Source organism: Marinobacterium lacunae, from assembly GCF_000705555.1.
GTDB lineage: Bacteria > Pseudomonadota > Gammaproteobacteria > Pseudomonadales > Balneatricaceae > Marinobacterium_D > Marinobacterium_D lacunae.
The window spans coordinates 99,456-119,031 of record NZ_JMQN01000036.1 but is presented as its reverse complement, the minus strand read 5'-3'; the positions used below and the strand labels follow the sequence as shown (position 1 = coordinate 119,031).

At 58.7% G+C, this 19,576-nt stretch carries 19 protein-coding genes; 12 read left to right on the top strand and 7 right to left on the bottom strand.

Features of this window, described 5'->3' with window-relative positions:
- Positions 1 to 72: 72 nt before the first annotated feature.
- Together efpL and ADIMK_RS11675 are read right to left on the bottom strand one after the other, a co-directional pair.
- Positions 73 to 639: an elongation factor P-like protein EfpL gene (gene efpL / locus ADIMK_RS11680; protein ID WP_036188137.1), complete on the bottom strand. Its 567-nt coding sequence runs from the start codon at positions 637 to 639 to the stop codon at positions 73 to 75.
- 15 nt (positions 640 to 654) lie between these two features.
- Positions 655 to 2,046: an aminotransferase-like domain-containing protein gene (locus ADIMK_RS11675; RefSeq protein ID WP_036188135.1), complete on the bottom strand. Its 1,392-nt coding sequence runs from the start codon at positions 2,044 to 2,046 to the stop codon at positions 655 to 657.
- A gap of 125 nt (positions 2,047 to 2,171) precedes the next feature.
- Between ADIMK_RS11675 and ADIMK_RS11670 the strand changes: the two genes are divergently transcribed.
- Positions 2,172 to 3,101 carry an EamA family transporter gene (locus ADIMK_RS11670; protein ID WP_051692887.1) on the top strand — a complete coding sequence of 310 codons (930 nt, stop codon included), beginning with the start codon at positions 2,172 to 2,174 and terminating at the stop codon, positions 3,099 to 3,101.
- On the opposite strand, the gene ADIMK_RS11665 is transcribed toward ADIMK_RS11670, so the two are convergent.
- From ADIMK_RS11665 to ADIMK_RS11645, 5 genes are all read right to left on the bottom strand, one after another.
- Positions 3,098 to 4,039 (bottom strand): 2-hydroxyacid dehydrogenase, encoded by a 942-nt coding sequence (locus ADIMK_RS11665; protein WP_051692886.1) that lies wholly within the window; start codon positions 4,037 to 4,039, stop codon positions 3,098 to 3,100. The genes ADIMK_RS11670 and ADIMK_RS11665 overlap by 4 nt on opposite strands.
- Positions 4,040 to 4,100: 61 nt before the next feature.
- Positions 4,101 to 5,471, bottom strand: coding sequence for an aspartate aminotransferase family protein (locus ADIMK_RS11660; protein WP_036188132.1), 1,371 nt, complete (start codon positions 5,469 to 5,471; stop codon positions 4,101 to 4,103).
- 27 nt (positions 5,472 to 5,498) lie between these two features.
- A complete protein-coding gene (locus ADIMK_RS11655; RefSeq protein ID WP_255344279.1) occupies positions 5,499 to 6,989 on the bottom strand; it encodes an NAD-dependent succinate-semialdehyde dehydrogenase in 1,491 nt (496 codons plus the stop codon).
- A 141-nt stretch (positions 6,990 to 7,130) separates the two neighbouring features.
- Positions 7,131 to 8,126: a N(2)-acetyl-L-2,4-diaminobutanoate deacetylase DoeB gene (gene doeB / locus ADIMK_RS11650; protein WP_036188129.1), complete on the bottom strand. Its 996-nt coding sequence runs from the start codon at positions 8,124 to 8,126 to the stop codon at positions 7,131 to 7,133.
- Positions 8,127 to 8,158: 32 nt separating this feature from the next.
- Positions 8,159 to 9,337, bottom strand: a complete 1,179-nt coding sequence (locus tag ADIMK_RS11645; protein ID WP_036188126.1) for a M24 family metallopeptidase — start codon at positions 9,335 to 9,337, stop codon at positions 8,159 to 8,161.
- Positions 9,338 to 9,571: 234 nt separating this feature from the next.
- Between ADIMK_RS11645 and ADIMK_RS11640 the strand changes: the two genes are divergently transcribed.
- From ADIMK_RS11640 to ADIMK_RS11590, 11 genes are all read left to right on the top strand, one after another.
- Positions 9,572 to 10,591, top strand: a complete 1,020-nt coding sequence (locus ADIMK_RS11640; RefSeq protein ID WP_036188348.1) for a TRAP transporter substrate-binding protein — start codon at positions 9,572 to 9,574, stop codon at positions 10,589 to 10,591.
- A gap of 90 nt (positions 10,592 to 10,681) precedes the next feature.
- The gene (locus ADIMK_RS11635) at positions 10,682 to 11,260 is read left to right on the top strand and encodes a TRAP transporter small permease (RefSeq protein WP_036188123.1); all 579 of its coding nucleotides are present in this window, start codon (positions 10,682 to 10,684) and stop codon (positions 11,258 to 11,260) included.
- Between the two features lie 11 nt (positions 11,261 to 11,271).
- The gene (locus ADIMK_RS11630; protein WP_036188120.1) at positions 11,272 to 12,561 is read left to right on the top strand and encodes a TRAP transporter large permease; all 1,290 of its coding nucleotides are present in this window, start codon (positions 11,272 to 11,274) and stop codon (positions 12,559 to 12,561) included.
- A gap of 10 nt (positions 12,562 to 12,571) precedes the next feature.
- Positions 12,572 to 13,009 carry a universal stress protein gene (locus tag ADIMK_RS11625; protein WP_036188117.1) on the top strand — a complete coding sequence of 146 codons (438 nt, stop codon included), beginning with the start codon at positions 12,572 to 12,574 and terminating at the stop codon, positions 13,007 to 13,009.
- 102 nt (positions 13,010 to 13,111) lie between these two features.
- Positions 13,112 to 13,828, top strand: a complete 717-nt coding sequence (locus ADIMK_RS11620; protein ID WP_051692885.1) for a GntR family transcriptional regulator — start codon at positions 13,112 to 13,114, stop codon at positions 13,826 to 13,828.
- Positions 13,825 to 14,835: a hydroxyectoine utilization dehydratase EutB gene (gene eutB, locus ADIMK_RS11615; RefSeq protein WP_036188115.1), complete on the top strand. Its 1,011-nt coding sequence runs from the start codon at positions 13,825 to 13,827 to the stop codon at positions 14,833 to 14,835. Before ADIMK_RS11620 ends, eutB begins: the two co-directional genes overlap by 4 nt.
- A 24-nt stretch (positions 14,836 to 14,859) precedes the next feature.
- The gene (locus ADIMK_RS11610; RefSeq protein ID WP_036188113.1) at positions 14,860 to 15,852 is read left to right on the top strand and encodes a cyclodeaminase; all 993 of its coding nucleotides are present in this window, start codon (positions 14,860 to 14,862) and stop codon (positions 15,850 to 15,852) included.
- A gap of 20 nt (positions 15,853 to 15,872) precedes the next feature.
- Positions 15,873 to 16,370, top strand: coding sequence for an Lrp/AsnC family transcriptional regulator (locus tag ADIMK_RS11605; RefSeq protein ID WP_036188111.1), 498 nt, complete (start codon positions 15,873 to 15,875; stop codon positions 16,368 to 16,370).
- Positions 16,371 to 16,450: 80 nt separating this feature from the next.
- Complete coding sequence (gmk, locus tag ADIMK_RS11600; protein WP_036188107.1) at positions 16,451 to 17,074, top strand: guanylate kinase; 624 nt, start codon at positions 16,451 to 16,453, stop codon at positions 17,072 to 17,074.
- Positions 17,075 to 17,134: 60 nt separating this feature from the next.
- A complete protein-coding gene (gene rpoZ / locus ADIMK_RS11595) occupies positions 17,135 to 17,347 on the top strand; it encodes a DNA-directed RNA polymerase subunit omega (RefSeq protein ID WP_036188105.1) in 213 nt (70 codons plus the stop codon).
- 101 nt (positions 17,348 to 17,448) lie between these two features.
- Positions 17,449 to 19,572, top strand: a complete 2,124-nt coding sequence (locus ADIMK_RS11590; protein ID WP_036188103.1) for a RelA/SpoT family protein — start codon at positions 17,449 to 17,451, stop codon at positions 19,570 to 19,572.
- Positions 19,573 to 19,576 lie beyond the last annotated feature (4 nt).

Sequence of the window (19,576 nt, the reverse complement as noted above, 5' to 3'; positions counted from 1 at the left end):
GTTCAAGATGCAAAGGCGAAAAGAGGGGAGGCCGCAGCGGCTGGATTGTCCGGCCGCCGCGGTATAACGGAATCAGGCGCGGGAGCTGAACTTGCCGGTTTCGGTGTTGATCTTCACCTTCTCGCCGGTTTCCAGATACTCGGGCACCTGCAGTTCCAGGCCGTTGGCGAACTTGGCCGCCTTGGTACGGCCCGTGGCGCTGGCCGCTTTCATGCCGGGTACGGTTTCGACGATCTCCATGATCACAATCGGCGGCAACTGGATGGCGATGGCGTTGCCATCCACCAGCGACAGCATGATCCCCTCCATATTCTCGATCAGGAAGGGGAGCTGGTCTTCGATTACCGAGCCGTTGATACCGTACTGGCTGTAGTCTTCAGCATCCATGAAGTAGTACAGATCGTCCTCGCGATAGAGGTAGGAGGCCTTGCGCCGCTCCAGTGCCACCTCCTTGAGGATATCGTCGCCGACATAGGTGGCCTCGTGCTTGCCGCCGCCCGGAATCTGGCTGAAGCGGACACGGTACAGGGTGGACGCGCCGCGTGCGGTGGGGTTACGCACGTCGATACTCTGGGCCATCATCAGTTTGCCGTCGATATCGACGACCTGGCCACGCTTAAGTTCGGATGCCTTGGGCATGTTGACCTCGAAAAATCAGGGATGTTGTATAAGACCGATCAGTTGTTGCAGGGCATCGCGCGCCGGATATCGGCCATTCTGTTCATAGTCCAGTGGCCAGCCGGCGTTGATCCTCAAGCAGTCCTGGTACAGTGAGAGCGTGGTGAACTCGCAGCCTGGGCGAATACCCAGCCCTATCTCTCTGGCTCGCCGATTCAGCTCCCTGCAGTTCAAGCCAGGGCTCTGCAGCCAGAGTACCAGTCCCCCGGAGGGGTGGCTGAGCGCAATATTATCCGCTAGGGCGTTTTGCAGGAAGCTCTGGTAGGCGGATATCTGCAGTTTTAACTGGGAGCGTACTTTCTGCAGGTGGGCATGATACTGCCCGGTACCGATAAAGTCGGCCAATGCCGCCTGTGACAGTGCGTTGAGACCGAATTGTCCAACTGATCGATGCTGACGATAGCGTTCCAGATAGCGCCCCGGCAGACACCAGCCGATGCGTAATCCTGCGCTCAATGTCTTCGACACCGAGCCGCACCAAAGGATATAACCGCTTCTATCCCAATATTTGGCCGGCAGCGGGGTGACGTTGCCGTGCCCAAGCTCCATGTAGATATCATCTTCGATAATCGGCGTCGCATAGGTTTCTGCCAGATCAGCCAGCTTCTGCTTCTGCCGGGGGGTCATGCTGATGCCCTGGGGGTTCATATGGGTGGTGCTGAACAGACCGGCTTTCACATGCCGCCGGCTCAGGTGGTGTTCCAGCTGCTCCAGGTCTATGCCCTCTGCGGTACTGGGGATCTCGACTACCCGGCGGTCCAGTAGTGCCAGTAACTCCAGCAGGCCGTTGAAGCAGGGTGAACTGATCGCCACCGCATCACCGGGTTGGGTGGTCAGCTCCAGAGCGACGCGGACGGCATCGATACAGCCGTTGCCGATCACCAGTTCCGACGCAGCAAAAGGGAAACCGTAGCCGGCGAAATGAGAGGCCAGTGCCTGGCGTAGTGCCGCCTCGCCCTGGGGATCGGGATAGCGTTCGAGGTATTCGCTTGAGTGCCGGAGTGCCCGCTTGACGCTGCGATTGAGCGCTGCCGTCGGCAGCAGGGACGGACCCAGCTGCGAGATACCCAGCGGGCCGTTCATCCCGCCGGCGGTGGACGGCATATGAGGGGTCGTAATGCGGCTCTCGAACCGGGGCAAGCCGGGCGGTCGGGCCGGAACCGCCGGTTGCGACACGTAAAATCCGGATTGTGGTTTGGCAATTAGCCAGCCCAGCTCTTCGAGATAGTGATAGCAGTTGATCGCCGTGGTCATGCTGACGGAGTAGAGCCGAGCCGATTTGCGCAGGGAGGGAAGGCGGCTGTTGCCGGGCAGCCTGCCGGACTCGATATCGGCAATGATCTGATCCGCCATCTGTTTGTAACGCATCGGGAATCCCCGTCTTGATAGCTCCGTATCTCAAAAATTGTATATCTTTTTTTGTTAAAAATTGAATCTGTTTACTGTTTTGTTCTGGATCAATACTGCTCTCCTCAAATGTCGAGGAGGAGACTATGCGTATTCAGGACGTGGTGCTGGGACTGGCCGTGATGTGCCTGTGGGGGTTCAATTTCTCCGTGATCAAATTGGGGACGGATCAGATCGATCCGCTGATGCTGGTTGCGCTGCGTTTTACTCTGGCGACGATACCGGCCATCTTCTTTGTCGCCCGTCCGCCGGTGGCTTGGCGTTATCTGCTGGCGTACGGCCTGGTATTCGGTCTCGGCGTATGGGGGATGGTGACCTGGTCCATAGAGGCGGGTATCTCCGCAGGCATGGCGGGTCTGCTGCTTCAGCTGAGCGTGGTCTTTAGCCTGCTGCTGGGTGTCGGCTTTTTAAGGGAAAAAGTCGGGCTGGGCAAGGTGGCGGGGGCGCTGCTGGCGATGCTGGGTCTGTTTGTCAGCCTTACGCTGGAGGATGGTTCGGTGACGCCGGTCGGGCTTGCCTTGGTCATGCTCGGCGCTCTGTGCTGGAGCCTGACCGGCATCATCGTCAAACGCGCCGGTACCGATCAGGTGTTCGCGTTCAGCGTCTGGGGCATGCTGTTTGCCCCGCTGCCGCTATTGCTGCTGGTATGTGTGCGCCAGGGCCTGGACGGTGTGCTGCAGGTATCGGAGCAGATGAACGCCAGTGTCTGGTTCTCGGTGCTGTTCCAAGCCTACCCTACCACCTTGCTGGGTTACTGGTTGTGGAACCGTTTGCTGGTGCGCTACCCGCTGTCGACGGTCGCCCCTTTCACGTTGTTGGTACCGGTGTTTGGCTTGATCGGCAGCGCCGTGTTTTACGATGAGCAGATCGGGATGATCAAGCTCCTTTCCTGCCTGCTGATCCTGTCCGGCTTGGTCGTTGGTCAGTGGCAGCATCGGTGGTTAAAGGGCATGGGGCGGTGGGCATCGTCGTTGGGGCTGCTGCGCAGCCGCATTAGAAGATCCATTCCGGACTAGTAGCCACGCCGGTAATCGACCGCCTCCGGCACATCGCCGTCGGCCAGGTAGCGGCGGATGTTGGCCTGCACGATGCGGCTGGCGCTTTTGATGTCGGTGGGCCCGGAAATGTGCGGCAGCAGGGTGATATCGGGATGTGCCCACAGCGGGTCATCGGCGGGCAGCGGTTCGGTCTCAAAGACATCGAGCACCGCATGCTTGAGTGCACCGCAGTCCAGCTGCTGCATCAGTGCTGGGTAGTCTACGATTGCGGCGCGGGCGAAGTTGATCAGGCTGGCGCCGGGCTTCAGCGCCGCGAGACGGTCGTTGTTGAGCAACTGCTGTGTCTCCTCAGTCAGCGGCAGCAGGATGACCAGAATGTCGCAGTTGCCGAGCATCTCATCCAGTTGAGCCTTACCTGCAAAGTGACGGGTCTGCTCTGTCTGGTCGGGGGAGCGACTCCAGGTGCAGACATCGAAACCGTTAGCCATGAGAGCGCGTGCTGCCGCCTGTCCCAGATTGCCGGTGCCGAGTATGCCAACGGTGCGCTCCGATGTCGGGGTATAGAGGTGCTGGCGCCAGAGTTGCTCGCGTTGCTGGCGGGCATACAGCGGCATGTCCCGGTGCAGATAGAGAGTCCAGGCCAGTACGGCCTCTGCCATGATGCGGGCCAGTTCCGGATCCTGCATCCGCACGATGGCGATGTTTTCAAGTTCAGGCATCCTGACCATCTTTTCCACGCCCGCCCAGAGGCTTTGAACCCATATCAGGCTGGAAAAACGGCGCAGCTCCGACGGTTTCGGGTTGGCGACGATGGCGAAGCGGGCCTCTCGGGCCCGTGCGTCGCTGAAGTCTGTCGAAGGCAGAATCTCGAGCTCGGGCAGGGCAACCTTGAGGCTCTCAAGCCAGAGTGCATGCTCATGAGCATCGATATCGGCAATAAAGGGGATCTGTTGCATAGTCTGTGCTCTTACGGAAAAGGGGGCTTAAAGCCCCCTTGTGCGCTGTTGAGTCCTGAGCTTAACCGAGGACTTCGGACACTGCATCCTTGAGAGCCGACACCACCTGGTCGCACTCTTCGCGGCTGATGCACAGCGGTGGCGCGAAACCGAGGATATCGCCCTGAGGCATGGCGCGGGCGATCACGCCGCGTTTGAGCAGCGCCGCCGCGAGCTGACCGCCTACCGCGCCCATCGGCTCATAACGCTTGCGACCGGCTTTATCTGCCACAAACTCCACGGCACAGAGCAGGCCTTCACCGCGCACCTCGCCAACATGGGGATGATCACCGATGGCATCCTGCATCGCCTTTTTGAAGTAGGCGCCGGTTTCGGCGGCATTGCCGACCAGATTCAACTGATCGACCAGCTCAAGGTTGGCAACGCCCGCAGCGGCGCCGATCGGGTGCGCTGAGTAGGTCCAGCCGTGGCCGAAGACGCCGAATGTGTCGGTACCCTGCTCCAGTACCTGCCACACCTTATCCGAGATGATGGAGCCGGACAGCGGCGCATAGGCGGAGGTCAGCCCCTTGGCGATGGTGATGATGTCCGGTTTCAGACCGTAATGCTCAGATCCGAACATGCTGCCCAGACGGCCGAACCCGGTCACCACTTCGTCGGCGATCAGCAGAATGTCGTGTTTGTTGAGCACTTTTTGTATCGCCTCCCAATAGCCCTTGGGCGGCGGCACCAGACCGCCGGTACCCAGTGCAGGCTCGCCGATAAACGCCGCGATGGTATCGGCGCCCTCGCGCTGAATCAGCTTTTCAAGCTCGTCGGCACAGTACGCGGAGAACTGCTCTTCACTGAGGCTGCTGTCCTCACGCAGGTAGTAGTACGGCGCTTCGGTGTGGATCACCTGACTCAGCGGCAGATCGAACTGCTGATGAAACAGATGAAGGCCGGTGAGCGATCCGCTCATCAGGCCCGAGCCGTGATAACCACGCCAGCGCGAGATGATCTTTTTCTTCTGCGGACGTCCCAGTACGTTGTTGTAGTACCAGACTACCTTGATATTGGTCTCGTTGGCATCGGAGCCGGAGAGCCCGTAGTACACCTTGGACATATGATCCGGCGCCCGGTCGAGAATCATCTTCGACAGCGTGATCGAGGCCTCGGTGCCGTGGCCGACATAGGCGTGGTAGTAGGCCAGTTCGCTGGCCTGCTGTGCGATGGCGTCGATCACCTTCTGGCGACCGTATCCCACATTGACGCAGTAAAGTCCGGCAAAGGCATCCAACAGACGGTTGCCGCTTTTGTCTTCGATGAAAACCCCCTCGCCGCCACTGATTACCCGGTTGGGCATATCGCCACGGGCGAAATTCGCCAGATGGGTGGAGGGGTGGAAGAAGTTGTCGCGGTCCCAGCTTTCCAGGGTTTTAATATCGGTCATGAGTCACCTCCAATGTCAGGCTATAGGTCAGGCATAGTCCCGACAGACATATTTCACTTCGGTAAAGGCTTCGATCCCCAGGCGTGCGCCTTCGCGTCCGATACCGGACTGTTTCATACCGCCAAAGGGGATCGGGGCCCCGGTCACTTTGGTCCGGTTGACGGCGACCATGCCGTACTCCAGTGCCCGGGTCAGACGGTAGATACGGTGTGCGCTCTCGGTGTGGATGTAGCTGACCAGCCCGTACTCGGTCGCGTTGGCGCGGGTGATCGCTTCCTCTTCGCTGTCGAACGGTGCGATGGCGGCGACGGGGCCGAAGGTCTCCTCGCGGAAGATGGCCGCCTCGGGCGGCACATCGACCAGTACGGTGGGCTGGAAAAACAGCGGGCCTGCCGCGTGACGTTTGCCCCCGACCAGCACGCGGGCGCCCAACGCCAGCGCATCGGCGATCTGCTCCTCCTGTTTGGCGATGGCGCGCTCGTTCATCAGCGGGCCGATCTGCGGATCCTCGATGCCGGGTGCTACGCGCAGTTCGGCAGTTTTATCCGCAAATTGCCGGCAAAACGCTTCATAAACCGGTCGTTCCACCAGAATGCGGTTAGCGGCCAGACAGTCCTGACCGGAGGTGGCGAACTTGGCATCGATGGCGCATGTCACGGCGTGCTCGATATCGGCATCGGCAAACACGAGGAATGGCGCGTGGCCGCCAAGCTCCAGCACCAGCCGCTTGACTGTATCCGCGCTTTGGCGATACAGCCGCCGACCGATCTCGGTGGAGCCGGTAAAGGAGAGCGCACGCACCTCGGGCATTACCGTCCAGGGCGCAACGACGGTGGGCGCTTCGCCGGTCAGCACGTTGAAGACACCGGCGGGCATGCCGGCGCGCTCGGCCAGTTCCGCCAGCGCAAGGGCCGAGAACGGGGTCTCCCACGATGGGTGAGCGACCACAGTGCAGCCGGCGGCCAGTGCGGCCCCCGCTTTTCGGGTCAGCATGGCCGAGGGGAAGTTCCACGGCGTGATCAGGCCTGCAACGCCCACCGGCTCACGCCATAACTCAACCTCGGCGCGTTCGAGATGGGACATCACGCTCTCGATGTTGAGGCGTTTGCCCTCTTCGGCGAAGTACTCGAGAAAGGAGGCGGCGTAATCGATCTCGCCGCGTGCTTCGGACAGCGGCTTGCCCTGTTCAAGGGTCATCAGCAGCGCCAGATCCTCCTTGTGCTCCATCATCAGCTCATACCAGCGATGGAGGATGCGGCCGCGCTCCTGCGGCAGACGGCGGGACCAGTCTGCAAACGCACTGTGGGCGGCAAATACGGCGGCACGGCTTTGGTCGGCGCTGAGACTGGCGACCGAGCCTATCCAGCTGCCATCGGCCGGGTTGCGGACATCGATCAGCGCGTCGGCATCGCCTGCGCACCATTCGCCGTTGATATAGGCGAACTCGCGCAGCAGTGTCGGATCTTTCAGCTGATCCAGATGAGCATCGCGAGCATGACGTTTCTGCATAGACAGCATCTTCAGGCCCTCCCCTGTGGTTATTGCCTGAGTGTCAGTGTGGGCCCGAATGTCGGGAGAGGTTCTCTGAACTGGCCCCCTGTCGGGGAGAAACTCTCTTTTTTCACACGGCTGTGCAGAGAGAGCCTCTGCTTAAGGCGGTCAGACGATCTCGCCGATCACATTCAGGCAATCACCGACCTGTATCAGCGACGGAACATGACGGGCGATGACCATGCCGCCGCGCGGGGCGCGGTACTCGATCGGGGTTATGGAGGTGCGATCCACGCTGTGAATGCGGGCCATCAGTTGCCCCTCGGCGACCGTATCGCCAAGCGTGACGCAGGGCTCCACCAGTCCTGCGTGTTCGCAAAACAGGAAGGAGCGGAAATCGGGCATGTCCAAAGAGGTGCTTTCGATCTCGCTCGGGTGAGGCTCGGCATCGAGGATTCCGGCATGAATCAAAAAGTTATCCACACCTTGTTTGGCGATGCGAATGCTCTCGGGTGAACTGGTGCCACCGCCGCCAAGCTCGGTGGTGACAAACACCTTGCCGCAGGCTTCGACCAGGGTGTCATAGAGACCGGCTGCGTCGATCTCCAGCATCTGCAAGCGATAGGGGGCATTAAAGGCTTTGGCCGCGGCTTCGCAGCGCTGTTGCTGGTCTTTGTCGTCGAGAATGTGCGAGGCTGCAAACGGCACGAAGTCCAGCGTTTTGCCGCCGGAGTGAATATCAAGCACATAGTCGGCCATGGGCACCAGATAACGCGAAAAATAGTCGGCAATCACTTCGGTGACGCTGCCGTCGGGGCGACCGGGAAAGATCCTGTTCAGGTTCAGGCTGTCGATGGGCGATACGCGGGTGCCGGCCTGAAACGCCGGGTAGTTCATCGCCGGAACCACAATGATGCGGCCGTTGATGGAGTCAAGATCGGTGCGTGTGCAAAAGTCGAACAGTGCCGTTGGGCCTTCGTACTCGTCGCCGTGGTTACCGCCGCTGAGCAAGGCGGTCGGCCCCTGTCCGTTCTTGTATTGGCTGATTGGAATCATCACCGCGCCCCAGGCAGAGTCGTTGCGTGAGTAGGGCAGGCGCAGAAAGCCGTGCTGGACGCCGTCGCGGTCGAAGTCGATGGTGGCGGTGATCGGGTTGTGTCGCATGGGTCGGCCTCCCGTAGCGGATTTAACGCTGTTTATTTGACGAAAAGATGGCGGGGGATCTGAGACAGTGTCTGTCCGCCGTTCGGGGTGACGGTGAGACTCTCGGTGATCTCGAAACCCCAGTCGTCGAACCACATCCCGGGCATGAAGTGGAAACACATCCCCTCTTCAAGCGGGGTGTCATCGATATCCCTGAGGCTCATGGTGCGCTCGCCCCAGTCCGGTGGATAGCTCAATCCAATGGAGTAGCCACAGCGGTTGTCCTTCTCGTAGCCATGACGGCGAATGTGCTGAGTGAAGGCTTCAGCGATATCGCCGCATCGCACACCGGGCCGGAACATGTCGAGAACAAGCTCAATGGCCACAAGAATGACCGCCTCGATATCGCGATACTTTTTCGGCGGCGTGCCAAAGTGCAGCGTCCGGCTTACCGGACAATGGTATCGGTGGTAGGCACCGGCCAGTTCAAGGCAGATGCCGCTGTTATTCTGTAGCGGTTTGTCATCCCAGGTTAGATGACAGGCGCAGGCCTCCTTGCCGGACGAGATCAGCGGTTGAATGGCGGCGTAGTCGCCATAAATCTCGGGCGTGCCGCGTGTGCCTGCGTGCAGAATCTCGGCGATCAGGTCGTTTTTCCGTATTCCCGGTTCGGCCACCTCAAGGACACGCTCGTAGACTTTCTCGATCACTTCACCGGCGCGGCGCATATAGCTGATTTCGGTCGGTGACTTGACCGCACGCTGCCAGTTCACCAGCGCTGTCGAATCCACGAAGCTTGCTTCCGGCAGGCACTCCATCAACAGGTGCATGCCCCGGTAGGTCTGGTAGTAGTTGTCCATTTCGGCGCCGATCCGGCAGCGATCCAACTGCCGTTGCTTGAGTACCTGCGCCAGATACTCGGTGGGGTGAACGTCGGCGGACTGCACGTAGTGATCGGGGTAGGCGACGATATCCTCGTCCGGCAGATTAGTGGTGATGTGTGCTGCCGGTGCGTCGATGCCGCGACCAAACCAGAACAGTTCGGCATCGGCGCCGATCACTACACATTGGTACACATAGAAGGACCAGGCGTCATATCCGGTCAGCCAGCAGATGTTGGATGGATCGGCTATCACCAGCAGGTCGATGCCCTGATCGATCATCGCCTTGCGGGTTTTTGCCTGCCGGGCCAGATACTCACCGGTTTCAAATCGAAGACGACTCGCTTTCATCTGCAGCCCCCATTAATTCGAGTATTCGACTAAGATGTACACATGTGAGGTCTTATTTGCATCACAAATGCCGTATTTAAGGCTAATGTGTAGTACGTAATTGTGTAAATGTATACATCTCGTTTGCATTCCTGATTTCAGGTTGTATGTTGAAAAAAGGCTTAACTGCGTTGGATGGCGCTCATGGCGCTGTTCCGCTCGATTAATAAACAACTTCAAGCAGAGGGATTTCAGATGAAGAAAAAACTCACTCCCACCTACATCGCCGGTGCTCTGGCCGGTCTGGTTCTGAGCACGGGCGTGGCGCATGCCGATACCTGGCGCTATGCATTCGAAGAGGCGCTAACAGATGTGCAGGGTGTCTATGCGACCAAGTTCAAGGAGGAGATCGAGAAGAACTCTGATCACGAAGTGGAGCTGTTCCCATACGGCACGCTGGGCGAGTCCGCTGACATCATGGAGCAGGCTCAGGCCGGCATTTTGCAGTTCGTCGATCAGTCACCGGGCTTTACCGGCGCGCTGATTCCCGAAGCGCAGGTATTCTTCGTACCCTACCTGTTACCGACCGAGCCCGAACAGCTGAACGAATTCTTCCGCACCAGCAAGGCGATCAACGAAGACTTCAAGGGGCTCTACGCTGAACAGGGGCTGGAGCTGCTGAAAATGTTCCCGGAAGGCGAGGTCGCGATGACCACTCAGGAACCGGTGAAAAAGCCAGCCGACCTGAACGGTGTCAAATTCCGCGTCATGACCAACCCGCTGCTGGTTGAAACCTACAAGGCGTTCGGGGCAACTCCGACTCCGCTGCCTTGGGGCGAGGTCTACGGTGGCTTGCAGACCAATATCATCCAGGGTCAGGAAAACCCGGCATTCTGGATCGAATCCACCAAAATGTACGAAGTCACGGATGTGATCACCTTTGCTGGCCACAGCAACTTCACCACGGCGGTTATGGCCAACAAAGAGTTCTATGACGGCCTCAGCGATGCTGACAAAAAAGTGGTGCAGGATGCGAGCGCGGCGGCATTCGAGTACATCGTGGATTACCAGAAAGGCCTGACCGAGGAGTCGATGGCCAAGATCGAGAAGGCCAAGCCCGAGATGACCGTCAATGTCCTGACCGAGGAGGAGCGTGCACCGTTCAAGGCCGCTGCTGCCGAAGTTGAGAAGAAGTTCATCGAGATGACCGGGGACAGCGGCAAGGCGATCCTCGATCAGCTCAAGGCTGACCTCAAGGCTGTTACCGATAAATAAGATCACCGTTGTGAAGCGGTGAAAGGGGGGCTTTGCCCGTATCTTTCATGGTGCGGGCAACCCCTGCTTGACTGACCTGGGAGCAGTGTCATGACTGACAAAACACCACCAGGCGAACACGACTCGGACCTTCCCGGCTTTCTTGGCACTATCGACTCCATCATCAGCCGTATGGAGTCTCTGGGTCTGGCGCTAAGTGTATTGCTGATGGCGCTTAACACCATTGCCAACGTGATTGGCCGTTTCGTATTCCAGGAAAGCCTCTTCTTCAGCGAAGAGGTCAACCGCATTCTGATTGTCTTGATAACCTTTGCCGGTATCGGATACGCAGCTCGACATGGCCGCCACATCCGTATGTCTGCCATCTATGACGCCCTGCCGCCTAAACTGCGCAAGGTCTTCATGGTCGCAATCGCCGTGATCTCCTCTCTGTGCATGCTCGCGCTGTGTTACTTCTCCGTGGGCTATATCGAAAAGGTGGCCACTTCTGGCCGCGTGCTGCCCGCATTGCAAATTCCGGTGTACTGGATCTACCTCTGGGTACCGGTCGGGTTTCTCGTGACCGGTGTGCAGTACGCGCTGACGGCAATCAAGAACCTGGTCGAGAAAGATATCTATCTCTCGACCAAGGTGCTCGAAGGGTATGACGACACTGAGGTCGAGTTGTAGGAGATACGATCATGGCCGCCACTATTTTTCTGACAATGATCGTCCTGCTGCTGCTGGGCTTCCCGATGATGATTCCACTGATTGTCGGGGCGTTTATCGGGTTCTACGAACTGTTCAACGGCATCGGCAAGATGGATTTCATGGTGCAGCAGTTCATGGCCGGTATCCGCCCGGCGTCACTGATCGCAGTGCCGATGTTTATATTCGCCGCCGACATCATGACCCGTGGCCACTCGGCCAACCGGCTGATCGATATGGTGATGAGTTTCGTTGGCCATATCAAAGGCGGACTGGCGGTGAGTACCGCAACCGCCTGTACCCTGTTCGGTGCAGTCTCGGGCTCGACCCAGGCAACGGTTGTGGCCGTGGGCTCCCCGCTGCGCCCGCGCATGCTGAAGGCCGGCTACAAGGACAATTTTGTGCTGGCACTGATCATCAATGCCAGTGACATCGCATTTCTGATCCCGCCCAGTATCGGCATGATCATCTACGGCGTGGTATCGAACACCTCCATATCGGAACTGTTCATCGCTGGCATAGGACCGGGCTTGCTGATACTTGTGCTGTTTTCCATCTACAGCATGGTCTACGCCAGAATCCATGATGTGCCGACTGAACCGAAGGCGAGCGTGAAAGAGCGGCTGCGCGCAGTGCAGCAGGCGATCTGGCCGCTGGGTTTTCCCGTCATCATCGTGGGCGGTATCTATGGCGGGGTTTTCAGTCCCACTGAAGCGGCCGCCGTCTGTGTACTCTACGCCCTGCTGCTTGAGTACGTGGTGTTTCGTGCGATCAGCGCTCGGGACATATATGAAACCGCCAAATCCACCGGCCTGATTACCGGTGTGGTGTTCATTCTGGTCGGTGCCGGTGCGGCGTTTTCCTGGGTGATCTCATTTGCCCGTATTCCCCAGGAGCTGCTGGGTGCGGTCGGCGTCGCCGATATGGGGCCAATAGGGGTGCTGTTCGTTATCTCCATCTCCTTCTTTGTCGGCTGTATGTTTGTGGACCCGATCGTGGTCATTCTGATTCTGGTGCCGATCTTTGCACCGGTGGTAGAGGCGGTGGGGCTGGATCCGGTACTGGTGGGCACCATCATCACACTGCAGGTTGCCATAGGGTCCGCAACGCCACCCTTTGGCTGCGATATTTTTACCGCCATGGCGGTGTTCAAACGCCCTTATATCGAAGTGATCAGAGGGACGCCGCCGTTTGTAGTGATTCTGTTACTGGTCGCTGTGGCGCTGATCTTCTTCCCCGATATCGCGCTGTTCCTGAGGGATCTCGCATTTGAGAAAGCGTGAGGAGGCTTGAGTGTTTAAACGCATACTGTTGCCGGCCGACGGCTCGGAAGGGGCGTTCAAGGCCCTGAAGCTGGCGGTCGAGCTGCGGAAGGTGCACGACGCGGAACTGATGATACTGTCGGTTTTTCGCCACCACAGCCTGCGCGAGGCGTCCATGTCGATGGTGAGGCCGCGCGATCCTGAGCATATGGATGATCTGATGAAGAGTTATGCCCGTGAGGTCGCCGAGAGTTTCAAGCGTTATGCACTGGAACAGGAGTGCCCCGGCGTGCGGGCATTTGTAAAAAGTGGCCATACCGCCAAGACCATTGTCGAGTTTGCCGAGAAAAACGATGTTGATCTGATCATTGTCGGCAGCCACGGGTTGGGCGAGGCGGAACAACTGCTGGTGGGCAGTGTGTCGCAAAAGGTGGTCGGCATGGCCAAGTGTCCGGTGTTAGTGGTGTAGTCGTTGTTGTCTCAGGTTGCCCGGGTAATGGCGACATATGCACAAGTGGGGCATTATCGCGGACTTTGATACTCACCATTGTTGGGGGTTGGCACGGCAATCATGAACGCTTTACCTGAAGATCCTGAAATCGACACTGATGATGTTTCGAGCAGTGCGGAACAGCGTTTCGATAGCCTGTATCGCACGTTGCGCAGCCGCATCTGTCTGCTCGATTATGCGCCGGGCTCTCGCTTGTCGGAGGTTGCGCTGGCCCGGGAATTCGGTGTCAGTCGCACACCGATACGGCGGGTGCTTGGGCGTCTGGAGCTTGAGGGGCTGGTGGAGATCCGTCACGGCGTCGGCACGCTGGTGACCGATATCAATCTTGCCTACCTCTGCGATGTGTACGAGTTGCGCATGGAGCTGGTATCGCAGATTGGTTTGATGTCGCCCCAAACGCCGACCGGGCCGTTGCTGCAAAAGGTCAGGGAAACGCTGGAGCGTGCATCAGGTGTAGCCGGAGCCGAGTCGCCGCGCCGACTGTTTGCACAGGTCAATATTGAGTTTTTCGAAGCCTTGATGGAGGTGGTGGGCAATCAGGCACTGCGGGAGGTTCTGGTGCTGCTGTTTTACCGCTCGTCACGCATGTGGCCCTATCTGATGCCGCAAGAGATGGTCGCCATGGAGGCTGAACTGTTCTGCAGCGAGATACGCGAAACACTTCAGTTGATTGAAAACGGACAGCTTGTGGCGCTGGGTAATTTGAGGCGGCGCCATATCGCCATGGCCTTGCAGCGTCTGAAACTGATGTCGGCCCAAGGCGGGGCGGTAGCATGAAAAGCCTTGATCTGTCCGATGTTTTCAGGGCGCGTAAAGCGTTGGCTGGACGGATCACCCGTACGCCGTTGATCCCCGCGTTCAGCCTATCGGGAGAAGGGCTTGAGGTAAGGCTTAAACTGGAAACAACACAGCCCACGGGTGCCTTCAAGTTACGCGGTGCGGTCAACGCACTGGCCAATCTTGAGACTGAGCAGCGTGCCAGGGGGGTAGTCTGCGCCTCGACCGGAAATCATGGCCGTGCGCTGGCATGGGCGGCTGCCCAGATGGGGGCGCGTGCCACCATCTGTATGTCTTCGCTGGTGCCCGAAAACAAGGTTGAAGCGATACGTGCTCTGAACGCCGATGTACGTATTCATGGCCGCAGCCAGGATGAAGCTCAGGCGCTGGTCGAGCGGTTGGTCGCTGAAGAGGGGATGGTCGAGATTCCGCCGTTCGACCATCGCGATGTCGTCGCCGGTCAAGGCACTATCGGACTGGAGATTCTAGAAGAGTGGCCCGAGGTGGATACGCTGATCGTCGGGCTCTCCGGTGGTGGGCTGCTCGGTGGAATCGCCTTGGCGGCCAAGGCGATCAAACCCGATATCCGGGTGATTGGTGTCAGCCCCTCGCGCGGTGCGGCCATGGCGGCAAGCCTGAGCGCCGGAGTACCAGTGGAGGTCGAAGAGTTGCCAACCCTTGCCGATTCTCTCGGTGGCGGGATAGGCCTTAAGAACCGCTATACCTTTGAACTGGTGCAGGCGTTGATGGATGACTGCGTTTTGCTCGAGGAGATCGAGATAGCACGCAGCATGCGCCATCTCTACCGCGAAGAGCAGCTGGTGGCCGAAGGGGCAAGCACGCTGGGTGCTGCACTGCTGCTGGAACCGGAACGCCGATGCCAGCTGGGGGCTCTACTGGGGCGACGTATCGCCATCGTCGTCTCGGGCCGCAACGTGGATATGGACAGCTTCACGGCCGTTGTCGACGGCAGTCACCCGGTTTGGAGCTCATCCGACGCTGAGTAACAACCGTATGCGATAGGAGGTGCCATGGCTGAAATCAGGATCCTCACCGAGTCCGAGCTGCGTCAATGTGTCGGTTTAAGCCGGGAGCTGCATGATGTGATCGCCGCAGGCTTCGCCCGTCTGGCTGATCCGGATGTGGTGATGCCACCGGTACTGAGTATGGATCTGCCAGCGGTTAACGGCGAGGTGGATATCAAGACCGCATGGCTGCCCGGTGTGGATAACTTTGCGATAAAGGTTAGTCCCGGTTTTTTCGACAACCCGGCCAAGGGGTTGCCAAGCCTGAACGGTTTGATGGTTTTGTTGGACGCGCGAACCGGACAGGTCGCCGCGGTAATGCTTGATAACGGTTATCTGACCGATATGCGCACCGCTGCTGCCGGCGCTGTGGCGGCACGTTTTTTGGCACCTGAACAGGTGCATACGGCAGGGGTCATCGGCACAGGCCTTCAGGCGCGATTGCAGATCGAGGCGCTGTTGCTCGAGCGCAAGGTCGAGCGCGTACTGGTCTGGGGACGCGATGCTGAACGCGCAGAACGCTACGCAGCTGAGCAGTCGAGGGTATTGGGTATACCGGTTTCGGTGGCCGAGACCGCCGAGAGGCTGGTGCGTGAATCTCAGGTGGTGATTACCACGACACCGGCGCGGGAGCCGGTTATTCGCGCGCAGTGGCTGCATCCGGGGCTTCACATCACCGCAATGGGGTCGGACTCACCGCTCAAGAATGAACTGGATCCTCAGGTGCTGGGCGATGCGGATGTGCTGATTGTCGACCGTCTCAGTCAATCGCTGGAGCGTGGTGAACTGCGCACAGCAGTTTCGTGCGGTGTGATGCAGGCAGCTATTGAGCTGCCCGAGCTTTCGGCACTCTGTGCAGGCCACCATCCGGGGCGCAGTTCTCAGGATCAGGTCAGTGTCTGCGATCTTACCGGCACCGGCGTTCAGGATACCGCCATCGCCGATTACGCGTTGAAACGGGCACTGCGTCAGGGGCTTGGCGCATCGATCATCAGCTAGGACAAGGATAGAGGAGGCACATGACCGGCATGCGGGTAAAGCTCGATGATCGCGATATACAGATGCTGTCGATTCTGCAGCGGGAAGGGCGTATTACCAAGACCGAGCTCGCGCGGCGGGTCAACCTGTCGCCCACACCTTGCTGGGAGAGGCTGCAACATCTGGAAAAGCTGGGCGTGATCCAGGGCTATGGTGCACGGGTCGACTGGTCGATGATCAGCCATCAGACGGTGGTGTTCATGCAGGCGGAGCTGGCCAGTCATCAGGCGGCGGATTTTCGGGGTTTCGAGCAAAAGGTGCAGGATCAGCCAGAGGTACTTGAGTGCTGGGCGCTTGGCGGTGGCATCGACTATCTGCTGAAGATCATCGCGCCCTCGGTCGATGACTATCAACGCTTTGTGGATCGTATGCTCAATGCCGAGATCGGTCTCAAGCGTTACTACACCTATATCGTCACCAAAAGAGTCAAGGAATCGAGCGCGGTTCCGGACGACCTGCTGACCGAACTCAAGAGCTGATACCGCTCTCCGGCGCCATAACATCCCCAGGGGCTTTCTGCTAGAATGCCGCCTCTGCTAACAACACTCGGCACAACCCTATGAAACAGCTCGGACACCTCTATATCGTCTCCGCTCCATCGGGAGCGGGCAAAACCAGTCTGGTCAAGGCGCTGCTTGAGCGTGATGCGCAGGTGGTTGTGTCGGTCTCCCACACCACGCGCCCGCGCCGTGAAGGGGAGATTGACGGTGTGGATTACAACTTCGTGACCCCGGAGCAGTTCGAGACCAAGATCGAAAATGGTCAGTTTCTGGAGTATGCCGAGGTGTTCGGCAACAAGTACGGCACCTCTCAGGTCTGGGTCCAGGAGCAGCTGGAAAAGGGGTTGGACGTCATTCTGGAGATCGATTGGCAGGGCGCCGAACAGGTACGCCGGTTGATGCCAGAAGCGCGCTCCATCTTTATCCTGCCACCCAGTCGCGAAGTGCTGGAGCGCAGGCTGCGCGGGCGCGGCACCGATACTGAAGAGGTGATCCAGCGTCGGCTGTCGAAAACAGTTTCTGAGATCAGTCACTATGGTGAATTCGATTACCTGATCATCAATGACGACTTCGCAACGGCATTGGCGGATCTCGCTTCGCTGTTCCGCAGCGCACGACTGACCCAGAAGATGCAACAGCAGCGTCACGAGGCGTTACTGGCTGCCCTCTTGTCTAAGCTTTGATCGGGCCGTAAACTACCCAGTCTTTTCATTTCCACCCAAACTATCCCGCCGAGGACTGCAATGGCACGTGTAACAGTTGAAGATTGCCTGGATAACCTTGATAACCGCTTTGAGCTGGTGATGGTTGCATCCCGCCGTGCGCGTCAGCTGGCCACCGGTGGCAAGGATGCGAAAGTCGAGTGGGAAAACGACAAACCCACCGTAGTAGCGCTGCGTGAAATCGCCGAAGGTCTGGTCGATCGCACCGTGCTCGACGAGCGCGAAGAAGCCTAATCTTTCCCTCCGTGTCCGGATACGGCATCATCTTCAGTTAGGGGTTATCGCCAACGCCCGTTCAGTCTGGCGCTGGCGTATTACGTGTGCCCGGAGGAATGATGCCGACAATCGACGCCCTTTCCGAAAACCTGACCGAATACCTGGATCTGAAACAGATCCGGCAGGTGCGTCGTGCCTATTTTTATGCCGAGCAGGCCCATGATGGCCAGCGGCGTAAAAGTGGCGAGCCCTATGTCACTCACCCCCTTGCGGTTGCGGCTGTGCTCTCCGAAATGCATATGGATCATCAAAGCCTGATGGCGGCGATGCTGCATGATGTTATCGAAGACACCGAGATCAACTATGAGGGTATAGAGTCACAGTTCGGCAAGCCGGTGGCGGACATTGTCGATGGTGTCTCCAAGCTGACCCATCTGGAGTTTGAAACCAAGGCCGAAGCACAGGCCGAGAACTTCCAGAAGATGGTGCTGGCGATGGCGGAGGATATCCGCGTTATCCTCGTCAAGCTTGCCGACCGCTTGCATAACATGCGCACCCTTGGTGCCATGCCGCCGGTCAAACAGCGCCGCATTGCCCGTGAAACCCTCGATATCTATGCACCTATCGCCGCCCGACTGGGTATGCGCGATCTTCAGGTTGAACTTGAGGATCTGGCGTTTCAGGCGTTTTACCCGATGCGGGCCCGTTATATCCGCCGGGCCGTGGTCAAGGCGCGCGGCCAGCGTCGTGACGTGATAACGCAGATCGAGCAGGCGATTCAGGGGCGACTCGATCAGGAGCATCTGCCGGGTATCGTGACCGGTCGCGAAAAGCATCTGTACAGCATCTATCGCAAGATGAAGAGCCAGAACAAGTCCTTCAACGAGATCATGGACGTGTTTGGCTTTCGCATCGTCACCGAAACAGTAGATGACTGCTACCGTATCCTCGGCGCAGTACACAATCTGTACAAGCCGCTGCCGGGGCGCTTCAAAGATTACATCGCGATTCCCAAGGCCAACGGCTACCAGTCGCTGCATACCGCGTTGTTCGGTTCCCGCGTGACCATCGAAGTGCAGATCCGCACGCGTGAGATGGATGCCGTGGCCAGCCAGGGTATTGCCGAGCACAGCCATTACAAGGTGTATGGCGATTCCGACAGTGCCGTCGGCTCATACAATCGCGCCCGGAAATGGGTGCAGGGGCTGCTTGAGATGCAGCGCCGTGCCGGCGACTCCATGGAGTTCATCGAGCATGTGAAAAAAGACCTGTTCCCTGACGAGGTCTACGTCTTTACCCCCAAAGGGCGGATTCTGGAATTACCGCGCGGCGCCACTCCAGTGGATTTCGCCTACGCGGTGCATACCGATATCGGTAACTCCTGTGTCTCCTGCCGAATCAATCGGCGCCTGGCGCCGTTGTCCGAGCCGCTGGTTAGCGGCCAGACCGTGGAAGTGATTACCACGCCGCGTGCGCAACCGAACATGGCCTGGCTCAACTTCGTCGTGACCGGCAAAGCGCGGGCGAGCATTCGTCACTTCCTGAAAAACCAGCAGCGTCACGAATCGGTCGAACTGGGACGTCGTCTGCTCAATCAGTTCATGTCCAACTACGGTGCCAGCGTCGACGATGTTGATGCCGGAAAGCTCGAGGAGTTGCTCAAGGAGGCCGATCTGGCCGACATGGATGCGCTGCTTGAAGATATCGGCATGGGTAACCGCATGGCCTATGTGGTCGCCCGGCGCCTGCGCCCGGATTTTCAATCGGAGGCCGACAGCGACACAGGCGCTACAGCAAACTCCCGCAAACCGATGGCGATTCAGGGCGCGGAGGGAACGGTTCTGCACTATGCCAGGTGCTGCCATCCAATTCCCGGCGACAGCATCGTCGGTCACATCAGCACCGGGCGGGGTTTGGTAGTACACCGTACCGAATGCCGCAATATCGGTGACATCCGTCAGGACACGCAGAAATGCATATTCCTTGAGTGGTCTGACAGCGGGGATGAGGAGTATTCGGTGGCGTTGTCGCTGGAGCTTGAATCCAAGCGTGGCATGATCGCGCAGCTGGCGATGGCAGTGGCCTCGGCCGGTGCGAACCTGCTGAAGATCGACTCCGGCGAGCGTGATGGACAGATCAGCAGCGTGCAGATGGAACTGACCGTCTACAATCGTGTGCATCTGGCTCAGGTGATCAAGGAGCTGCGCCGCCAGGTGGCGGTGAACAGGATCACACGCCAGTAGGCTG

What these genes read in the sequence shown, in the direction of transcription:
- doeB (WP_036188129.1), bottom strand. Translation starts at nt 8,126, where the DNA reads ATGCGACACAACCCGATCACCGCCACCATCGACTTCGACCGCGACGGC.
- eutB (WP_036188115.1), top strand. Translation starts at nt 13,825, where the DNA reads ATGAAAAGCCTTGATCTGTCCGATGTTTTCAGGGCGCGTAAAGCGTTG.
- ADIMK_RS11620 (WP_051692885.1), top strand. Translation starts at nt 13,112, where the DNA reads ATGAACGCTTTACCTGAAGATCCTGAAATCGACACTGATGATGTTTCG.
- ADIMK_RS11640 (WP_036188348.1), top strand. Translation starts at nt 9,572, where the DNA reads ATGAAGAAAAAACTCACTCCCACCTACATCGCCGGTGCTCTGGCCGGT.
- gmk (WP_036188107.1), top strand. Translation starts at nt 16,451, where the DNA reads ATGAAACAGCTCGGACACCTCTATATCGTCTCCGCTCCATCGGGAGCG.
- ADIMK_RS11645 (WP_036188126.1), bottom strand. Translation starts at nt 9,337, where the DNA reads ATGAAAGCGAGTCGTCTTCGATTTGAAACCGGTGAGTATCTGGCCCGG.
- ADIMK_RS11590 (WP_036188103.1), top strand. Translation starts at nt 17,449, where the DNA reads ATGCCGACAATCGACGCCCTTTCCGAAAACCTGACCGAATACCTGGAT.
- rpoZ (WP_036188105.1), top strand. Translation starts at nt 17,135, where the DNA reads ATGGCACGTGTAACAGTTGAAGATTGCCTGGATAACCTTGATAACCGC.
- ADIMK_RS11675 (WP_036188135.1), bottom strand. Translation starts at nt 2,046, where the DNA reads ATGCGTTACAAACAGATGGCGGATCAGATCATTGCCGATATCGAGTCC.
- ADIMK_RS11610 (WP_036188113.1), top strand. Translation starts at nt 14,860, where the DNA reads ATGGCTGAAATCAGGATCCTCACCGAGTCCGAGCTGCGTCAATGTGTC.
- efpL (WP_036188137.1), bottom strand. Translation starts at nt 639, where the DNA reads ATGCCCAAGGCATCCGAACTTAAGCGTGGCCAGGTCGTCGATATCGAC.
- ADIMK_RS11665 (WP_051692886.1), bottom strand. Translation starts at nt 4,039, where the DNA reads ATGCAACAGATCCCCTTTATTGCCGATATCGATGCTCATGAGCATGCA.
- ADIMK_RS11635 (WP_036188123.1), top strand. Translation starts at nt 10,682, where the DNA reads ATGACTGACAAAACACCACCAGGCGAACACGACTCGGACCTTCCCGGC.
- ADIMK_RS11655 (WP_255344279.1), bottom strand. Translation starts at nt 6,989, where the DNA reads ATGCTGTCTATGCAGAAACGTCATGCTCGCGATGCTCATCTGGATCAG.
- ADIMK_RS11630 (WP_036188120.1), top strand. Translation starts at nt 11,272, where the DNA reads ATGGCCGCCACTATTTTTCTGACAATGATCGTCCTGCTGCTGCTGGGC.
- ADIMK_RS11660 (WP_036188132.1), bottom strand. Translation starts at nt 5,471, where the DNA reads ATGACCGATATTAAAACCCTGGAAAGCTGGGACCGCGACAACTTCTTC.
- ADIMK_RS11670 (WP_051692887.1), top strand. Translation starts at nt 2,172, where the DNA reads ATGCGTATTCAGGACGTGGTGCTGGGACTGGCCGTGATGTGCCTGTGG.
- ADIMK_RS11605 (WP_036188111.1), top strand. Translation starts at nt 15,873, where the DNA reads ATGACCGGCATGCGGGTAAAGCTCGATGATCGCGATATACAGATGCTG.